Source organism: Marinobacter sp. EN3, assembly GCF_000475315.1.
Lineage (GTDB): Bacteria > Pseudomonadota > Gammaproteobacteria > Pseudomonadales > Oleiphilaceae > Marinobacter > Marinobacter nauticus.
Window position 1 is genome coordinate 166,003 of sequence record NZ_AXCC01000023.1, and the last position, 14,573, is coordinate 180,575.

The 14,573-nt window shown below is 57.6% G+C and carries 14 protein-coding genes; 9 read left to right on the forward strand and 5 right to left on the reverse strand.

The features are described from left to right. Window positions 1–40: 40 nt before the first annotated feature. Window positions 41–1,723, forward strand: coding sequence for a L,D-transpeptidase family protein (locus Q675_RS28145; protein WP_023011177.1), 1,683 nt, complete (start codon window positions 41–43; stop codon window positions 1,721–1,723). Window positions 1,724–1,809: 86 nt separating this feature from the next. Here Q675_RS28145 and Q675_RS28150 read toward each other — a convergent pair whose 3' ends face one another. From Q675_RS28150 to Q675_RS28160, 3 genes are read right to left on the reverse strand one after another with little or no spacing between them, the layout of a single operon-like run. After that, window positions 1,810–3,336 carry a tripartite tricarboxylate transporter permease gene (locus tag Q675_RS28150; protein ID WP_011786337.1) on the reverse strand — a complete coding sequence of 509 codons (1,527 nt, stop codon included), beginning with the start codon at window positions 3,334–3,336 and terminating at the stop codon, window positions 1,810–1,812. Beyond that, entirely contained in the window at window positions 3,336–3,782 is a 447-nt protein-coding gene (locus tag Q675_RS28155) for a tripartite tricarboxylate transporter TctB family protein (protein WP_011786338.1), read from the reverse strand. Before Q675_RS28155 ends, Q675_RS28150 begins: the two co-directional genes overlap by 1 nt. Beyond that, complete coding sequence (locus tag Q675_RS28160; RefSeq protein WP_011786339.1) at window positions 3,779–4,756, reverse strand: Bug family tripartite tricarboxylate transporter substrate binding protein; 978 nt, start codon at window positions 4,754–4,756, stop codon at window positions 3,779–3,781. The genes Q675_RS28155 and Q675_RS28160 overlap by 4 nt, the downstream gene beginning before the upstream one ends. Before the next feature lie 192 nt (window positions 4,757–4,948). Between Q675_RS28160 and Q675_RS28165 the strand changes: the two genes are divergently transcribed. The 4 genes from Q675_RS28165 (at window position 4,949) to Q675_RS37860 (ending at window position 8,114) form a co-directional block, all read left to right on the forward strand. Next, on the forward strand, window positions 4,949–6,610 hold the full coding sequence (locus Q675_RS28165; RefSeq protein WP_051995613.1) for a sensor histidine kinase: 1,662 nt from the start codon (window positions 4,949–4,951) through the stop codon (window positions 6,608–6,610). Continuing rightward, the gene (locus tag Q675_RS28170; RefSeq protein WP_014422257.1) at window positions 6,607–7,293 is read left to right on the forward strand and encodes a response regulator; all 687 of its coding nucleotides are present in this window, start codon (window positions 6,607–6,609) and stop codon (window positions 7,291–7,293) included. The genes Q675_RS28165 and Q675_RS28170 overlap by 4 nt, the downstream gene beginning before the upstream one ends. A 56-nt stretch (window positions 7,294–7,349) precedes the next feature. Further along, complete coding sequence (locus tag Q675_RS28175) at window positions 7,350–7,808, forward strand: hypothetical protein (RefSeq protein ID WP_023011179.1); 459 nt, start codon at window positions 7,350–7,352, stop codon at window positions 7,806–7,808. A 129-nt stretch (window positions 7,809–7,937) separates the two neighbouring features. Beyond that, a complete protein-coding gene (locus tag Q675_RS37860; protein WP_022991499.1) occupies window positions 7,938–8,114 on the forward strand; it encodes a DUF1328 domain-containing protein in 177 nt (58 codons plus the stop codon). Between the two features lie 2 nt (window positions 8,115–8,116). Here Q675_RS37860 and Q675_RS28185 read toward each other — a convergent pair whose 3' ends face one another. After that, on the reverse strand, window positions 8,117–9,013 hold the full coding sequence (locus Q675_RS28185; RefSeq protein ID WP_011786344.1) for a DMT family transporter: 897 nt from the start codon (window positions 9,011–9,013) through the stop codon (window positions 8,117–8,119). A 95-nt stretch (window positions 9,014–9,108) separates the two neighbouring features. Next, window positions 9,109–9,348: a TIGR02647 family protein gene (locus tag Q675_RS28190; RefSeq protein ID WP_011786345.1), complete on the reverse strand. Its 240-nt coding sequence runs from the start codon at window positions 9,346–9,348 to the stop codon at window positions 9,109–9,111. A 181-nt stretch (window positions 9,349–9,529) separates the two neighbouring features. Between Q675_RS28190 and Q675_RS28195 the strand changes: the two genes are divergently transcribed. The 4 genes from Q675_RS28195 to Q675_RS28210 all read left to right on the forward strand — a co-directional run bounded on the left by Q675_RS28195 (window position 9,530) and on the right by Q675_RS28210 (window position 14,538). Continuing rightward, a complete protein-coding gene (locus tag Q675_RS28195; RefSeq protein ID WP_022991501.1) occupies window positions 9,530–10,885 on the forward strand; it encodes a dicarboxylate/amino acid:cation symporter in 1,356 nt (451 codons plus the stop codon). A gap of 129 nt (window positions 10,886–11,014) precedes the next feature. Next, window positions 11,015–11,728 carry a lytic transglycosylase domain-containing protein gene (locus Q675_RS28200; protein WP_022991502.1) on the forward strand — a complete coding sequence of 238 codons (714 nt, stop codon included), beginning with the start codon at window positions 11,015–11,017 and terminating at the stop codon, window positions 11,726–11,728. Next, the gene (locus tag Q675_RS28205; RefSeq protein ID WP_022991503.1) at window positions 11,728–12,489 is read left to right on the forward strand and encodes a spermidine synthase; all 762 of its coding nucleotides are present in this window, start codon (window positions 11,728–11,730) and stop codon (window positions 12,487–12,489) included. Before Q675_RS28200 ends, Q675_RS28205 begins: the two co-directional genes overlap by 1 nt. A 135-nt stretch (window positions 12,490–12,624) precedes the next feature. Further along, complete coding sequence (locus tag Q675_RS28210) at window positions 12,625–14,538, forward strand: hypothetical protein (protein WP_023011180.1); 1,914 nt, start codon at window positions 12,625–12,627, stop codon at window positions 14,536–14,538. Window positions 14,539–14,573 lie beyond the last annotated feature (35 nt).

Below are 14,573 nucleotides of genomic sequence, written 5' to 3' on the forward strand. Positions count from 1 at the left end.
AGGGACAGCCTTTGATCGTACACCGCAATAGAGGCGCAGAATGCAGGAAGCTCGTTACCCACTCACCCTGTACTGGCTTCTCCTGGCTCTGGTGTTTGCGGTTCCGGCCAGGGCCCAGGGCAATGATGGACTGATCAACCGCATTGAAGCCCTGCAGGCTGGTTACCCGGTATCGGTGCTGGAATCCCGGCTATATGCCAAGGAAGCGCTGACGCGATTCTACGAAGCCAGAGGGTACACGCTGGCCTGGGAGGACCCGAGCAATCGCAGGGAATTGCTCGAAGCCATCAGGGAAGTGGCCGGTGACGGCCTCAACCCCGGCGACTACCACTACGACACCCTTGCAGCACTCGCCCTGAAAGACCTGAATGACAGTGCCGAGGAATTACAGACCGACCTTGACCTTGTACTCTCGGATGCCTTCCTGCTACTGGCGTCCCACCTGCACCACGGCAAGGTCAACCCCACAACCATCCATGCGGAATGGACCGCCAACCGCCAGCAAAGGGAGATGCAGTCGGTCTTGGCCGAAGCCCTGGCCAGCGGCACCGTCTACACCACCCTGCAGGATCTGAAACCCCGCTCTGCGGCCTACCATCAACTGGTACAACGACGTAAAGCGCTGGGTGAGCTGATCAGCGCAGACTGGCCGGCTATCGTTTCGGGACCAAGTATCCGACCAGGCGATACCGATAACCGCATACCCGACATTCGTCGCCGCCTGGCAATGCTGGGCGACCTCTCCGGCGACTCGCCAGAAGCCTCGAATCACCAACACTACGACGACGCCCTGGCCACTGCGATCCCCTTATTCCAGGCCCGACACGGCCTGGAACCAGATGGAATCGTCGGCCGGGACACTCTGACAGCGCTGAACCTGTTGCCCCTGGAACGGATATACCGCCTGGACGCCAACCTGGAACGGTGGCGGTGGTTACCGGAATCCCTGGGAGAAACCTATGTCGTCGTTAACATCGCCGGTTTTGAGCTGGTGCTCGTAGAGAGCGGCGAGCAGGTCCATCGCCAACGGGTAATTGTTGGCAGGCCATACCGGCAGACGCCAGTATTCAGCGATCGCATTCGCTACCTGGTTTTCAATCCGACCTGGACGGTACCCCGGAAGCTGATGATCGAAGACCAGCTACCGATCATACGGTCAGATCCGGAGTATCTGGAGCGCCTGGGCTTCAAGGTTTTCAGAGGCTGGGGCGCAAACCAGAGCGAAGTCGATCCCGCAGACATCGACTGGACGGAACTCTCGAAGAACAATTTTCCCTACCAGCTGATTCAGCAACCCGGCCCCCAGAATGCGCTGGGCCAGGTCAAATTCATGTTCCCGAACCGGTACGATATCTACCTCCACGATACACCGGCGCAATCGCTGTTCACTCGTCTGGAGCGAACCCTGAGCTCCGGCTGCATCCGTCTGGAACGCCCCGTTGAGCTGGCCGAACGATTGCTGGCAAACACCAACGGATGGAACAAAAAGCGAATTGAGCAGACTCTGGCAACCGCCGAACCGGCAACCGTAGTGCTATCGGAACCGGTGCCTGTGTACCTGCAATACTGGACCACCTGGATTGATCCGGCCGGCGTTCTCCAGTTCCGGAACGATGTGTATGATCGTGACCGCCGTTTGCTGCAGGCACTGCGTGCAGATTCTGAGGGCGGACAGTCACTTACGCCCAGAGCTGATAATCGTCCCACGGCACGCACGGACTAGCTTCTTGCGGTCATAAAAAAACACCGGGCAAAGCCCGGTGCAAAGACTGACAAAGGCAGCTCGTCAGAAAAGCCTTAAAGATATGGTTAGTCGCTGACAGGGGACTCTTTGATCGCCGCATTCATTCTGCGGCGAAGTAGTGGCCCCACGAGATAAGGCAGTACCAGGCCAAGGCCGGCGACAGTCCATAACCCGATGGCGAGAGGACTCCCCCAAAGAATGCTCCAGTCGCCGTCCGACAGGACCAGAGCATGTCCCAGGTTTTTCTCCATTTCCGGCCCCAGCAACAGGCCCAGAATGATGGGAACCAGAGGAATCTCAAGTTTGCGCAGAAAATAGCCGGCAATACCGAAGGCAATCATGAAATACAGATCGAAGGTGCTGTGGCTGATCGAGTAGATCCCGACAAACGCGACCATCGTGACAATTGGCAGCAGATACATCGGCGGCACAGACAACAACCTTACGAAGAATCCCACCAGCGGAATGTTCAACACCAGCAGGAGGACGTTGCCAATCAGCAGCGCGGCAATAACGCCCCACACAATGTCGGCATTCTGGGTAAACATCAGCGGGCCCGGTGTGATGTTCAGCGAAATCAGCATCGCCAGCAGGACAGCGGTCGTGCCGCTGCCCGGCACACCCAATGTCAGCATGGGGACCAGGGCACCAGAGGATGCCCCGTTGTTACCGGCCTCGGGCGCAACAACGCCCCGGATGTCACCTTCACCAAAACGGCCTTTTTTGCCGACCACCTGTTTTTCCAGGGTGTAGCTGATAAAACTCCCCAGAGAAGCACCCGCCCCCGGCAGCACACCGGAAATAAAGCCGAGAATCCCGCCGCGAAGCTGTGTTGGTATGGTCGTTACCAACTCCTTCAGGCTCAGGCTGAGCTTGCCAACCTGCATTTTCTCTCGCCCTTCCCCCATGCGATGCTCCACGAAAAACAACAACTCGGAGATGGCAAACAGACCCACAATGGCCAGAATGAAATCGATACCTTCATAGAGTTCAAGCACACCGAAGGTATAGCGCTGGGTTCCCGTGGAAATATCGATACCCACCGTGGAAATCATGATCCCCAATGCCGCCGCAATAACCGTCTTCATGGGGTTCTTGCCGGTGATCCCGCCCAATGTGGCAAACGCCAGCAGAAACAGCGCAAAGTACTCGGCAGGGCCGAAGGTAAGGGCAAACCTGGCCAGCACGGGCGCCAGCATGATCAACCCGATGGTCCCGATCAGACCACCCGAGAAAGACGCGATGGCAGAAACCGCCAAGGCATCAGCAGCCCTCCCTTTACGGGCCATCGGGTAGCCATCCAGGCAGGTCATCATCGCCGGTTCATCGCCCGGTATGTTGAGCAGGATGGAGGAGATTCGCCCCCCGTACATGGCGCCTGCATAGACTGCGGTCAACAGAATCATGGCGGTTTCGGGCGGAAGTCCCAGCGTAAACGCCAGTGGTATAAGAATCGCCACACCATTGGCCGGCCCCAGTCCTGGAAGACAACCAATCAGGGTGCCGACAAATGCGCCAAACAGAGCGAACATCAGGTTATACGGAGTCAGCGCTACGGCAAACCCCTCCATCAGAAAGCCAAGGGTTTCCATCAGTGCACCTCCAGCAGGCCAGCCGGCAAGCTCAACGACAACCCATAATTGAACAGGACGAACACCACGACGGCGCTGCCTAAACCGGTAAGAAAGGCCCGTTTAGGCGCTGCTCCCATGCGCCAGCTGAGCGTTCCGACCGCCAAGGTTGTCGCGATGACGAATCCCAGCGGCTCCAGCAACAAGGCATACACCACCAGAACCAACACCGAGACCAGAAGTTCCAGTGCCGATTTACCAACCGGCCACCGGGCATCCGGGTCAGGTTTGATCATCAGATACAGACTTCCGGCCACCAGAACCACCGACAAGATGGTAGGAAAGGTCTCTGGGCCGACCCCCTCAGCGCCACCAAAGGGTTCCGGCCACTGCTGCGCAGCCCAGCCATAAGCCACTGCCAGGACCAGAAGACCCAGGCCGAGAATACGATCACCGAAGCCCGTCATTTGAGTAACCCGATTTCACGAGAGAGTGCTTCAATGTCCTGCACCTGGTTGCGCACGAATTCGTCAAACGCGCTGGCAGGAGGGTGAAACGGAATCAATCCGTTACGGGCCATCACCTGTTTCCATTCTTCGCTGGCGTACAGGGTGTCGACCGCATCTACCCAATACTGCTTGGCGGCTTCATCCGCGTCTTTAGGCATGTAAAAGCCCCGCCAGTTTGGCCCTACCGCATCAATGCCCTGCTCTCTCGCTGTGGGCAGATCACTGAATTTGCCTGGCAAACGTTCATCGGCCAGAACAGCGATCACTCGCAAATCTCCGGACTCCATGAACCCTGTCGCCTCAGACAGATCACCGGTAAACGCATCCACCTGGCCACCCACAACCTGAGTCATGGCTTCACCGCCATTGTTGTAGGACAGATAGGGAATCGATGGGAGTTTTTCCGCACCCGCCGCTTTTGCGGCAATCAGCACCTTCAGGTGGTCCCAGCCACCCCGTGCGCTGCCACCAGCAAACTTGACGGACTTGGGATTGGCCTTCACGGCATCCATCAGTTCTTTGAGGTTCTGATACCTGGAATTCTTGCTTACCGCGATAATTCCGTAGTCGGCGCCCAGTGCGCCCACCCAGGTGACCATATCGGCATTCATGCCAGGAAACTGGCCCTGGGCCAGGCGCGTTGTCGTTGCCGTGGAGGCCGCCACCAGCAGCTTGTTATCACCTGCGCGTTTGCTCACGGTATGAGCGTAGGCAACGCCTCCGCCAGCGCCGGCCATATTGACGGTCTGCACTGTTCCATCAACCAGGCTGAGGTCCTGCAGCACATTGCCTACGCTCCGGCAGGTAAAGTCCCAGCCGCCTCCGGGATCCGCCGGTGCCAGACACTCAACCTTGCCAGAAGGTTGCCAAGCCATTGCAGAGGTACTGACGGCGGCCGCCGCCACCAAAGAGAGGAATCGTTTGAACATCATTGTGGTCACCTTACTCAGTTGTTTTTGTCATGATCGCCAGGTCACCGGAACGAATGAGGAGGAGCTCTCCGGTGAGGCGATTAAGGGCAGACTAATAGGTGAAACCCGAGACACAGAAGCTTGTGGGCGTAACGCCTTTAAAGACTTTTTTCTGCATTCTGTGCATAAAGATCACGGGCGGTGGCCGCAAGGATGGATTACCCTGAAAAGCAAACGACAAAAAGCCGTGCTCTATCCGTGTTAAGAAAAACCAAACTGAAAACCCGCATGATCCTGACCCTGGGATTGCTCGGCACCTTGCAAACGGTGCTGATTGGCAGTTTTGCCGGCTATTACCTCAGTGAGTCACTGTATGAGGAAATTGGCGAGCGCGCTTTGATGGTCGCCAAAACCGTTGCCGCCACACCGGCTGTTATCGAGGGCGTCCGCACCAGAAACATCCCTGCGCTCAATCAACTGGCCCGTCGGCTTACCGAAACCAATGAAGCTCTGTTTATTGTCATTGGCGATCACCGGGCAATCCGTCTGGCGCATCCGGACCCGACCCGGATTGGCTATTCGATGGGTGACGACGATGGTGATTACGGCCAACAGGCTCTGCAACACGGCCAGGCGTATGTCGCTCGCGCCAAAGGCAGCCTTGGGGAGTCCATGCGCGGAAAGGCTCCGGTATCCACTCCGGAAACGGGCAAGATCATCGGGATCGTATCGGTGGGTTACAGTCTCGAGCAGGTTGAGAACACCATACGTCGATATAATTTTGTTCTCTATGGTGTTGTCGGCCTAATGCTTTTGTTCACAGTGTTCTCGGCCATCATCATCGCCGGCCGATTCAAGCGTGCCATCTTCGGCCTTGAACCAGAGGAAATCGCCCGGTTGTTCCAGGAGCGTGACGCTACCCTGCAATCCGTTCGTGAAGGCATTATTGCGGTCAATCGGGACGGGATAATAACCACCGCCAACCGGGCAGCCTATGAGACACTGGAACTGCCTGAGAACGAACCTCTCGCAGGCAAGCCCATTCTGGACATTCTGCCGGAAAGCAGCCTGATGTCGGTATTGCAAACCGGACAACCAGACTTCGACCGTGAAGTCTGGTTAAGAGGACGACAAATGGTCGTCAATCGGCTGCCAGTTCGCCAGGGTGAGCAGATCATCGGCGTGGTAGCCAGTTTTCGCCGGCGAGATGAGCTTGATCAGGTGAGTAGACAACTCACGCGAATACAGCAGTATGCCGATACCCTTCGCAGCCAGACCCATGAATACTCGAACAAGCTTCACACCATCGCCGGACTGATACAGATTGGCGCGACTGAAGAGGCGCTTAATCTGATTGGCAGCGAGGTGAGCGACCATCAGGCGCTGCTGCATCTTCTGCTGGAAGCCGTGCCAGACCCGATTATCGCTGGTTGTCTGCTCGGAAAGTACAATAGGGCGAAGGAAATGGGCCTGCGTCTGGAAATAGACCCTGGCAGCCAGATGGCCGACCTCCCGGCGGAGCTGCCCAGGGATCAGTTGGTCAGTGTTCTCGGCAACCTGATTGACAATGCGCTTGAAGCCACGGTCCACAAGGCGGGCAACGGCGGCCGGGTATCACTGTCGATGACCGATCTGGGGCACGAGCTGATTTTCGAGGTTGAAGACGAGGGCCCCGGAGTTCCCGGGCCGGATCGGGCCCGGATTTTCGAGCGTGGCTTCAGCACCAAAGGTGAGAAACACGGGATCGGCCTGCATCTGGTTCAGCAGTTTCTCGATCGCTGGGGAGGCTCGGTGACGGTTGAAAACCTGTCCGGAGGTGGCAGTCGTTTTACGCTCTACTTACCGAAAACGCCGATTGCGGGAGGACATCCGTGACCACGATCCGACTGCTTATTGTTGAAGACGATCCGAAGATCGCCGAGATTCAGCGCCGGTTTGTTGAGCGTGTTGAACAGGTGGAACTTTGTGGCATAGCCCATACCCTGGCCGATGCCAGGGATCTGATCGACGTACTGGAGCCTGAACTGATCCTCCTGGATGTCTACTTTCCCGACGGCAATGGTTTGGACCTGCTCCGGGAACTGAGAGCCCGTGACCGTCGGTCAGACGTCATTCTGATTACCGCAGCCAAAGAGGTAGAAACACTGCGTAGCGCCCTTCGTGGGGGCGTATTCGACTATATTCTGAAACCCCTGGTGTTCGAGCGCCTGCAGGAAGCCATTAACCGCTACCGGGAGCATCTGGACAAGCTGCTGGCACTGAACAAGCTCGCCCAGAAAGAAGTAGATGCGCTGTTACCCAGAGCCACCAACGACACCGAAGCCTCCGTGCCTGAACGGCTGCCAAAAGGTGTCGACAGCCTGACGCTGGACAAGATCAGAGGGGTGGTTGCCACTGGGGGTCACTGGAGCGCGGAAGAAATGGGGGCCGAGATCGGAGCCTCCCGGACAACGGCCCGCCGCTATCTGGAATTCCTGGTCGGCACCGGTGAGCTTTGCGCCGAAGTAAACTATGGTAGCGTTGGGCGCCCGGAACGACGCTATTGCCTGAAAGCCTGAAAGCACTCAAGTGGCCCTTATTCTTTATACATTACTGGCACAAGCAGGAGATCCCGATGAAACATCTGATTACCGCCGGCATCACAGCATTGACGGTGACGTTGACAGGTTGCCAGAACCTTCCAGATGCAAAGGAAGGGGCCAACCGTAATGTTGTTTTTCTCAAGGCCACACACTGTCTGGAGGAACCCGTCGGCGACCAGGATCGTATTCATTTTGGCCCCTGCCTGAAGATTACCGACATCAATGGAGAAGCGCCGACCGTGCGCAGCGACGGCTTCATTGAGCTGCCTGTTGCCCGGCCTGTAACCATCGGTACCAGCTGTGTCTACCGCCATGCCGATGGCACCCCGATTCCTGCAACCGTGGGCACCGCAGAGTTTCAGGTGGACAGCACCACGTTTCCGGAAGGCGGCCAGCGTTGGTACCTGCATGCCCACGAGCAGGCACGAGGTGTCGTTGGCTGTCAGCCCACACTCTCCACGTCGGTGTTTCCAACCCGAAAAACGGACTGACAAGAACTCTGTTGCGGCGATGGCCAAATGACGGGGCCGTTACCATCCCTCCACAAAGCCCGCTGAAAATTGCGTACCGGGAAGCCCTGTGCCACGGTTAAAGGGCAACCCTTGAATGGAGGACAGGAAATGCTCTATTGGGCTATTGTTTGTCTCGTTATTGCAGTGATCGCAGGAATTCTGGGTTTTGGCGGTATTGCAGGCACAGCGGCCAGCTTCGCGAAGATACTGTTTTTCGTCTTTCTGGTGCTTCTGGTGGTGTCGCTGGTCGTTAACGCCCTGCGCGGTAAGGGGCCAAAGGTATAGCATCAGCGATTTAACGGTCGTGGCCCTCCGGTAACCACGAGGGCCACCCCGGCTACCGCCACCACTCCCCCGGCAATGGCCAACGGCCCCAACCGCTCATTGAACAGAATAAAAGCTTCCAGTGCCGTTACCGGTGGCACCAGATAAAACAGACTGGCCACCTGCGAAGCCGCACCGCGACGAATAAGCCACATCAGAATCAGAATGGCACTTACCGACAGCCCGAACACCAGCCATCCCAGCGCCAGACTGAATTGCACTGTCCATTCGATGTGCCGGGTTTCCAGCGTGAAGGCACCAATCGCGAAGAACGCTGCAGCCGCTGTGTACTGAATCATGGTGCCAGATATCAGATCCACTCCGGTTCCGAAGCGCTTCTGATAGACCGTACCCAGTGAAATTCCGATCAACGACAAGCCGGCCCAGAGAATGGTGACCGGTGAAAAACTACCACCATTGGCACCGCTGCCCAGCTTTTCCGCCAACACCAACGCCACCCCGGCCAGCCCCATGACCAGCCCCAGCCACTGCCTGCCAGCAACCGACTCCCGCAGAATCAGAACGGCTGCCAACGCTGTTACCAGCGGTTGAAGACCAACAATCAGTGAGACCAGACCTGAAGGCATGCCCTGATCGATGGCATAGAACACCCCGCCCAGATAGGTTCCCTGCACCAACAACCCGGTAATCGCCAGATGTCCGGCCCCACGCCAGCCCGGCCAACGGGATTTCATGGCCACGGCGAGAATAGCCAACGGCACCAGCGTCAGCAGCATACGGATCAGCAGCAGGGTAAAGGGTTCCGCATAAGGCAGACCATACTTGGCGCCAATGAACCCGGTGCTCCACAACCAGACAAACAGGGCGGGCACAAAAAAGGAGTAATAGATCGGTGGCATAAGTCCCGGCAGAGGCTGGAAAAAGAGCCTCGACTATACCCGGCCAATCAGGCCGGGAACAGGTACAGCCTTGCCATTACAGAGCCACAGTCAACCTATGGGGCAGTGAGCATTGTCTGAAGCTTCTGGGTAAACTCCACCGCTTCGCAACCAAGCGGGGTCAGGTAACCACCATCCTTCTGGCTTATCAGCCCCTTGGCAAACAAGGATTCCGCCGCGCGCAGCGTTTCCGGCGCCGCACTGTGAGCGTGCACCTTGATGCCCTCCTGAGTAGAGGCGGACGGAAACTGCAGCAACAGGTTCAGCTCAGCAAGGTGGTTTGGAGAGAACGGCATAAAAGCTCCTTATCGTCAGCGTTCTCTGCAGTTTAGCCCAAACAGTCGTGGACCGAAGCGGAATCACAAAGAAATTGATCCAGATGCATAGTTTGCCTGACTATCCTATGGTTATTGTCTTCAAAGGCCCGATCCCCGCCTGTCACCGGCACAGAAAAACGGCAACACGGACACGTTGATCATGGATAACACACCAGCTCAGACCACCGACAATGCACCTCGTTCGCTGCGCCATCTGAGCGTCTACCTGGCCACACTGGTCAAAGGCAGACTTTGGCTTAAAGTGCTCATTGGCATGGGGCTTGGTCTGGTGGTGGGCACCCTGCTTGGTCCTTCGGTCGGCCTGGTCGAACCGGACACGGGCACCTTGATCGGTAACTGGCTGGCGTTTCCGGGACAGCTCTTCCTCGCCACTATACAGATGATCGTCATACCACTGGTGATTGCCTCGGTGGTGCGAGGACTAGCCGCCAGCGACAACCTGGAACAACTCCGGAAAATGGGTACCCGGGTTACCCTGTTTTTTGTCATTACAACCGCCATTGCGGCCACCATCGGCCTCTGGGTGGGCGGCCTGGTTAACCCGGGAGATCTGATGACCGGCCTGACCACACCGCCAGCCGATGCCGCGCCGGTGGCCGCCGACATCCCCGGCCTGGACGCCATCCCCCAGACACTGATTGGACTTCTGCCCGGCAACCCCCTGGACGCCATGGTGGAAGGGCAGATGCTGCAGGTGGTGATTTTCTCCATCATCATCGGCGTTGCGCTGGTCAGTATGTCGGGCGACAAAGCCAAGCCGATGCTCGACCTGCTCGATTCACTGCAGCAAATCTGCATGACCGTGGTTCGCTGGGCCATGCGCCTCGCCCCCTATGCCGTGTTTGGCCTGATGGCACAACTGACGACTACCCTGGGTTTTCGTGCCATGATTGGCATGGCCTCGTATGTGGCAACGGTGCTGTTCGGCCTCACCGTCCTGATGGGGTTTTATCTGGTCATTCTCAAACTGCTGGCAGGTGTACGGCCACTGCAGTTCCTGAGGGATACCCGTGATGTCTTGCTGCTGGCATTTTCGACCTCCAGCTCCGCCGCTGTCATGCCCCTGTCTATCCGCACCGCAGAGGACAAACTGGGGGTGCGCCCGTCGGTTTCCCAGTTTGTAATCCCCCTGGGCGCCACCATCAACATGAATGGCACTGCGCTTTATCAGGCCGTCGCGACCGTTTTCCTGGCCCAGGTCTACGGCATCGACCTCAGTGTTGGCAGTATGGCCCTGGTGGTCGCCATGGCAGTAGGTGCCTCCATAGGGTCGCCGGCTACCCCGGGGGTCGGCATTGTCATTCTGGCAATGGTACTGCAATCGGTGGGTGTACCAGCCGCAGGCATTGCCTTGATCATGGGCGTGGACCGAATCCTGGATATGTGCCGAACCGCCATCAATGTGACCGGCGACCTGGTTGCCTGCCGGCTGCTGGAGAACTGGTCGGGCAAGCGACTTCCGCCGCCAGCCGGACCGATTGCCGGCGATGCCTGAAGACAACGGCCAATTTGTGACCCCATGAACAATCGGTATCATGAAGGCACGAAACTCCTACACTTGAACGGCCATCTACCGCGATAATAGACGTAGTGTGTCATTCAGAAACAAAGCTTCGGGTTCTTGATGAATTTCAGCGGTACATCCCTGACAACCAGAGTCACCATTGCCCTTGTCACCGGACTCCTTCTCGCGACAGCTACGGCCCATGCCGACAGCATCAAACGCATCGTGCATCCGGACGGACGGGTGGAATTCACCAATGTGAAAAGCAAAAGCCAGCCACGAGCCTCCACCAAGAGTGAAACCGTGTATCGTTACACCGACGAACACGGTGTCGTGGCCTACAGCAGCCAGCGCCCGGGCAACGCCGACTTCGATGTTATCCGCTTCCACTGCTACGCCTGTGACCCGGAATCCAGCGTCGACTGGCACAAAACGCCATTGTTCCTGAGCCCCTATCGCAGTGAAATCCAGACCGCGGCAGCTGAATTCAATGTTGACCCGGCCCTGGTGCGAGCCGTTATACATGCCGAGTCTGCCTTCAACCCCAAGGCCATTTCACCGGTCGGTGCCCAGGGACTGATGCAGCTGATGCCGGGGACGGCACAGGAACTGGGCGTAAAAGACCCACTGGAGGCCAGCGAAAACATCCGCGGCGGTGTCGACTATCTGGCCAAAATGCTCAAACGCTTTAATGGCGACACTCGCCTGGCGACCGCCGCCTATAACGCCGGCCCCGGCGCCGTTGGCCGCTACAGGGGCATTCCGCCTTACGCGGAAACCAAAGCCTACGTGGAACGTGTAGGTATCCTGCACCAGCGCTACGCCGCCAACTGATGGGCACCATCATCAAACGGCCCGATATCAAGGGCGATATCGTGCATGTCGCCAACGACCGCTACGGCAATATTCTGGTGATTGATGATCGCAAACACCGGATTCTCAGTTTTGATTCCGTGTTTGAGCAAAGCAAAATTCTGCGTCGGGCACCCCATGTTCCCGTCCACGAATACAGCCGTGCCATGCTGCTGCCCATTGCCTTCGCCAGGCCCGACCACATCACTGTGCTTGGTTTGGGTGCAGGCGTCGTCGCCCACGGCATACACCGCCTGTTACCCGACAGTCAGGTTCATGTGGTGGAGTTGCGTCAAAAGGTGTTCGAGACCGCACGGGACTGGTTCTCGTTCCCGCAACATGAGCGCCTTCATGTCACCGTCGCCGATGCCTGGCATACACTGGAAACGCTTCCGGGGGCCAGCACCGCCATGATTGTCACGGATCTGTACAGCGCAGACCGGATGTCGCCCCTTCAAGCGCAACGCCGGTTCATCAAGGCCTGTGCCCGGGCACTCAAACCTGACGGCTGGCTCGTTCTGAACTATCACCGCATGCCGGAGCCGGACGGTAACCTGCTGCGCGAGCTGAAACGCCAGTTCCCGTGTCTGCTCACCTTCAAAAGCAAAACCAACAACTGGGTTATCTATGGCTGCAAGCGGGTGTTTGATCCCTGGCAGATACCCGACTCAGTCCTCAAGGCATTGGAAGAACAACTGCCGGTTGGATGGCCCGCGCTGATGAAAAAAATCCGGGTCTTATAAAATCCGCCCTGCCGACCACGAAAAATCTTACTCCGTTTTACATTTTTTTATGTAATTGCCGGTAATTGTTCATAGTTTTCAGGCTAAACTCTGCGCCTCTCTACACCCTCTCTTACTCATGTAAAGGAACAAAGCATGGCATTTGAGTACGGAGCTCAAAAACTCAACATCCGGAATCCATTCCGGTTCGAAGGGCTGGTCCGGTCCATTCGTGGTGCAATTCTGCTGGCGATTGGCGTCTATCTCCTGTTTCAGATTCAACCCCTGCTTGGTACCGACAAACCCAGGGCCTGGGTTAACCTGTTGATCGGCGGCCTGTTTGTAATGGGCGGGTTGAAGGCGCTGGGCGGAGGCCTGTTCCAGGTCATGCGTTTCTTCGTGGGCCGCGCCGCGCCGGCCTCACTGGCCAAAAACGTTGCCCGTGAAGCCGTGAACGAACGCGAGCCGACCCTGTATAACTCTAAAATGCTCCACAACATGCTCATGAGCAAGAGCAACCCGACCTTTATCGAGCCCACCGGCTGGTTCGCCCGGGCGGTTCACTCGGTCTTTCCCAACCTGATTGTCACGCCCTGGCCAATTCGCAACGTCGCTCAGAATCTGGCCATGAAACTGACCAAGAGTTTCGTGGCCATCGCCGCCTTTCTGGTGGCCAGCCTGGTGGTCACCATGGTGTTCTCAGGCACCGAAGGTGCGGATGTTGGCAGCACGGTTATCTCACTGATCCTGCAAGCGTCATTGCTGGTGTACCTGGGGCTGTTGTGGGTCAAACTCGGCAACCCGCTGTCCCGCAGTAACATGACCAGCCTGAGCCAGACCACCAGCAAGGGACTGGCGCTGGTGATCATCGGTGCCATCGCAGTGCCCATCCTGACTGCCCAGGGCTGGCTTGGCTTCTGGGACAGTCTGCACGTCAGTGCCCGCCAGGATTTGGCCGGCCTGATGCCCCTGCTTGAACCGGTTTTCCGTACCGGGTCCCTGCTGACCCTGACTATCGTCTGTGCTCTGACGACAGCGGCCATTGCGGTGGTTTTGATCAAAGCACGCATTGGCATGGTGCCCATCGCAACCAGCAGCTCTGAACTCAACAATAGCTGGCGATTCGATCTGCACCCACGCCAGATCTTCACGACGCTGCGCGACCTGGTGTTGATGCAAAAACGTCAGCAGGAGCTGCCGAACCGGGTATATCTGGACAGCAACGACACCGGTGATGCCAACCGGGAGAATGAGCAGTTCAACGGCGACCTTCTGGTCGAAATACAGCCTGTTGTCGAAGACCGCGAAGAGCCAAAATCCCTGCGTTGGGCCCGGGCAAGCGGAACCATCGCTGGCCAGATACTCCTGTTGGCGGGTGCCCTGCTGCTCTGGCTGGGTGCCGATCGCGTGATGGACCATGTTTACGCTCTGGATCAGCTTCGCGCTACCCGGCTCGATGTCGACCAGGCATTGAACCTGCTGTTCGTCCCCGCAGGCGCCACTGCCGCCATCCTGCTTGCCAGCTTGCTATTGCTCGGCTTCGGCCGGACACTGTCCAGAATCTGCCATCTGTTCTGGGCCGAGATCTTCTTCAAGTCCAACCTGTTCGATATGCACTGTGAAGGCACGGTGATGCGGGCAACTCATTACCGCGGCGCCGACCGTCACAGTGCGTCCAGTGAACAGGATGTATTCAGTTTCGACGCCACCTACTTCGCTCTGGCAACCGAAGCGGTCAGCTCAACGTTTGCAGTCTCTGGCCAGCAAAACCTGGAGCAGCCGAGGTATCTGCTGTCCCTGTCGCCATGCGATGGATTCATCAACAGCGTGGTTGGCGACCTGGAAGACCAGTTCCGTCGCCGTAACGACGAAATAAAGAACGAAAAGCAGGCCGACCGGGAACAGCGGCTCGACTATATCCGCCAGGAGCAGGAAGCGCGCAGAACCGGGGATATGGCTGCCCAGGGCCTGGTTGCACCAGAGCAACGGGCATCACTGGAATCAGACGTGGTGTCCGATCAGGACCGTGAGAAGATTGCCCGCTGGGAGGGCGACACAGCCGATAACTGATGGCAAATCAGACAGCACACCAGGAGCTCTTCGGA

Excerpts from the sequence above, each read along its gene's own strand:
- Q675_RS28145 (WP_023011177.1), top strand. The coding sequence starts at position 41 with ATGCAGGAAGCTCGTTACCCACTCACCCTGTACTGGCTTCTCCTGGCT.
- Q675_RS28150 (WP_011786337.1), bottom strand. The coding sequence starts at position 3,336 with ATGGAAACCCTTGGCTTTCTGATGGAGGGGTTTGCCGTAGCGCTGACT.
- Q675_RS28155 (WP_011786338.1), bottom strand. The coding sequence starts at position 3,782 with ATGACGGGCTTCGGTGATCGTATTCTCGGCCTGGGTCTTCTGGTCCTG.
- Q675_RS28160 (WP_011786339.1), bottom strand. The coding sequence starts at position 4,756 with ATGATGTTCAAACGATTCCTCTCTTTGGTGGCGGCGGCCGCCGTCAGT.
- Q675_RS28165 (WP_051995613.1), top strand. The coding sequence starts at position 4,949 with ATGGATTACCCTGAAAAGCAAACGACAAAAAGCCGTGCTCTATCCGTG.
- Q675_RS28175 (WP_023011179.1), top strand. The coding sequence starts at position 7,350 with ATGAAACATCTGATTACCGCCGGCATCACAGCATTGACGGTGACGTTG.
- Q675_RS37860 (WP_022991499.1), top strand. The coding sequence starts at position 7,938 with ATGCTCTATTGGGCTATTGTTTGTCTCGTTATTGCAGTGATCGCAGGA.
- Q675_RS28185 (WP_011786344.1), bottom strand. The coding sequence starts at position 9,013 with ATGCCACCGATCTATTACTCCTTTTTTGTGCCCGCCCTGTTTGTCTGG.
- Q675_RS28190 (WP_011786345.1), bottom strand. The coding sequence starts at position 9,348 with ATGCCGTTCTCTCCAAACCACCTTGCTGAGCTGAACCTGTTGCTGCAG.
- Q675_RS28195 (WP_022991501.1), top strand. The coding sequence starts at position 9,530 with ATGGATAACACACCAGCTCAGACCACCGACAATGCACCTCGTTCGCTG.
- Q675_RS28200 (WP_022991502.1), top strand. The coding sequence starts at position 11,015 with ATGAATTTCAGCGGTACATCCCTGACAACCAGAGTCACCATTGCCCTT.
- Q675_RS28205 (WP_022991503.1), top strand. The coding sequence starts at position 11,728 with ATGGGCACCATCATCAAACGGCCCGATATCAAGGGCGATATCGTGCAT.
- Q675_RS28210 (WP_023011180.1), top strand. The coding sequence starts at position 12,625 with ATGGCATTTGAGTACGGAGCTCAAAAACTCAACATCCGGAATCCATTC.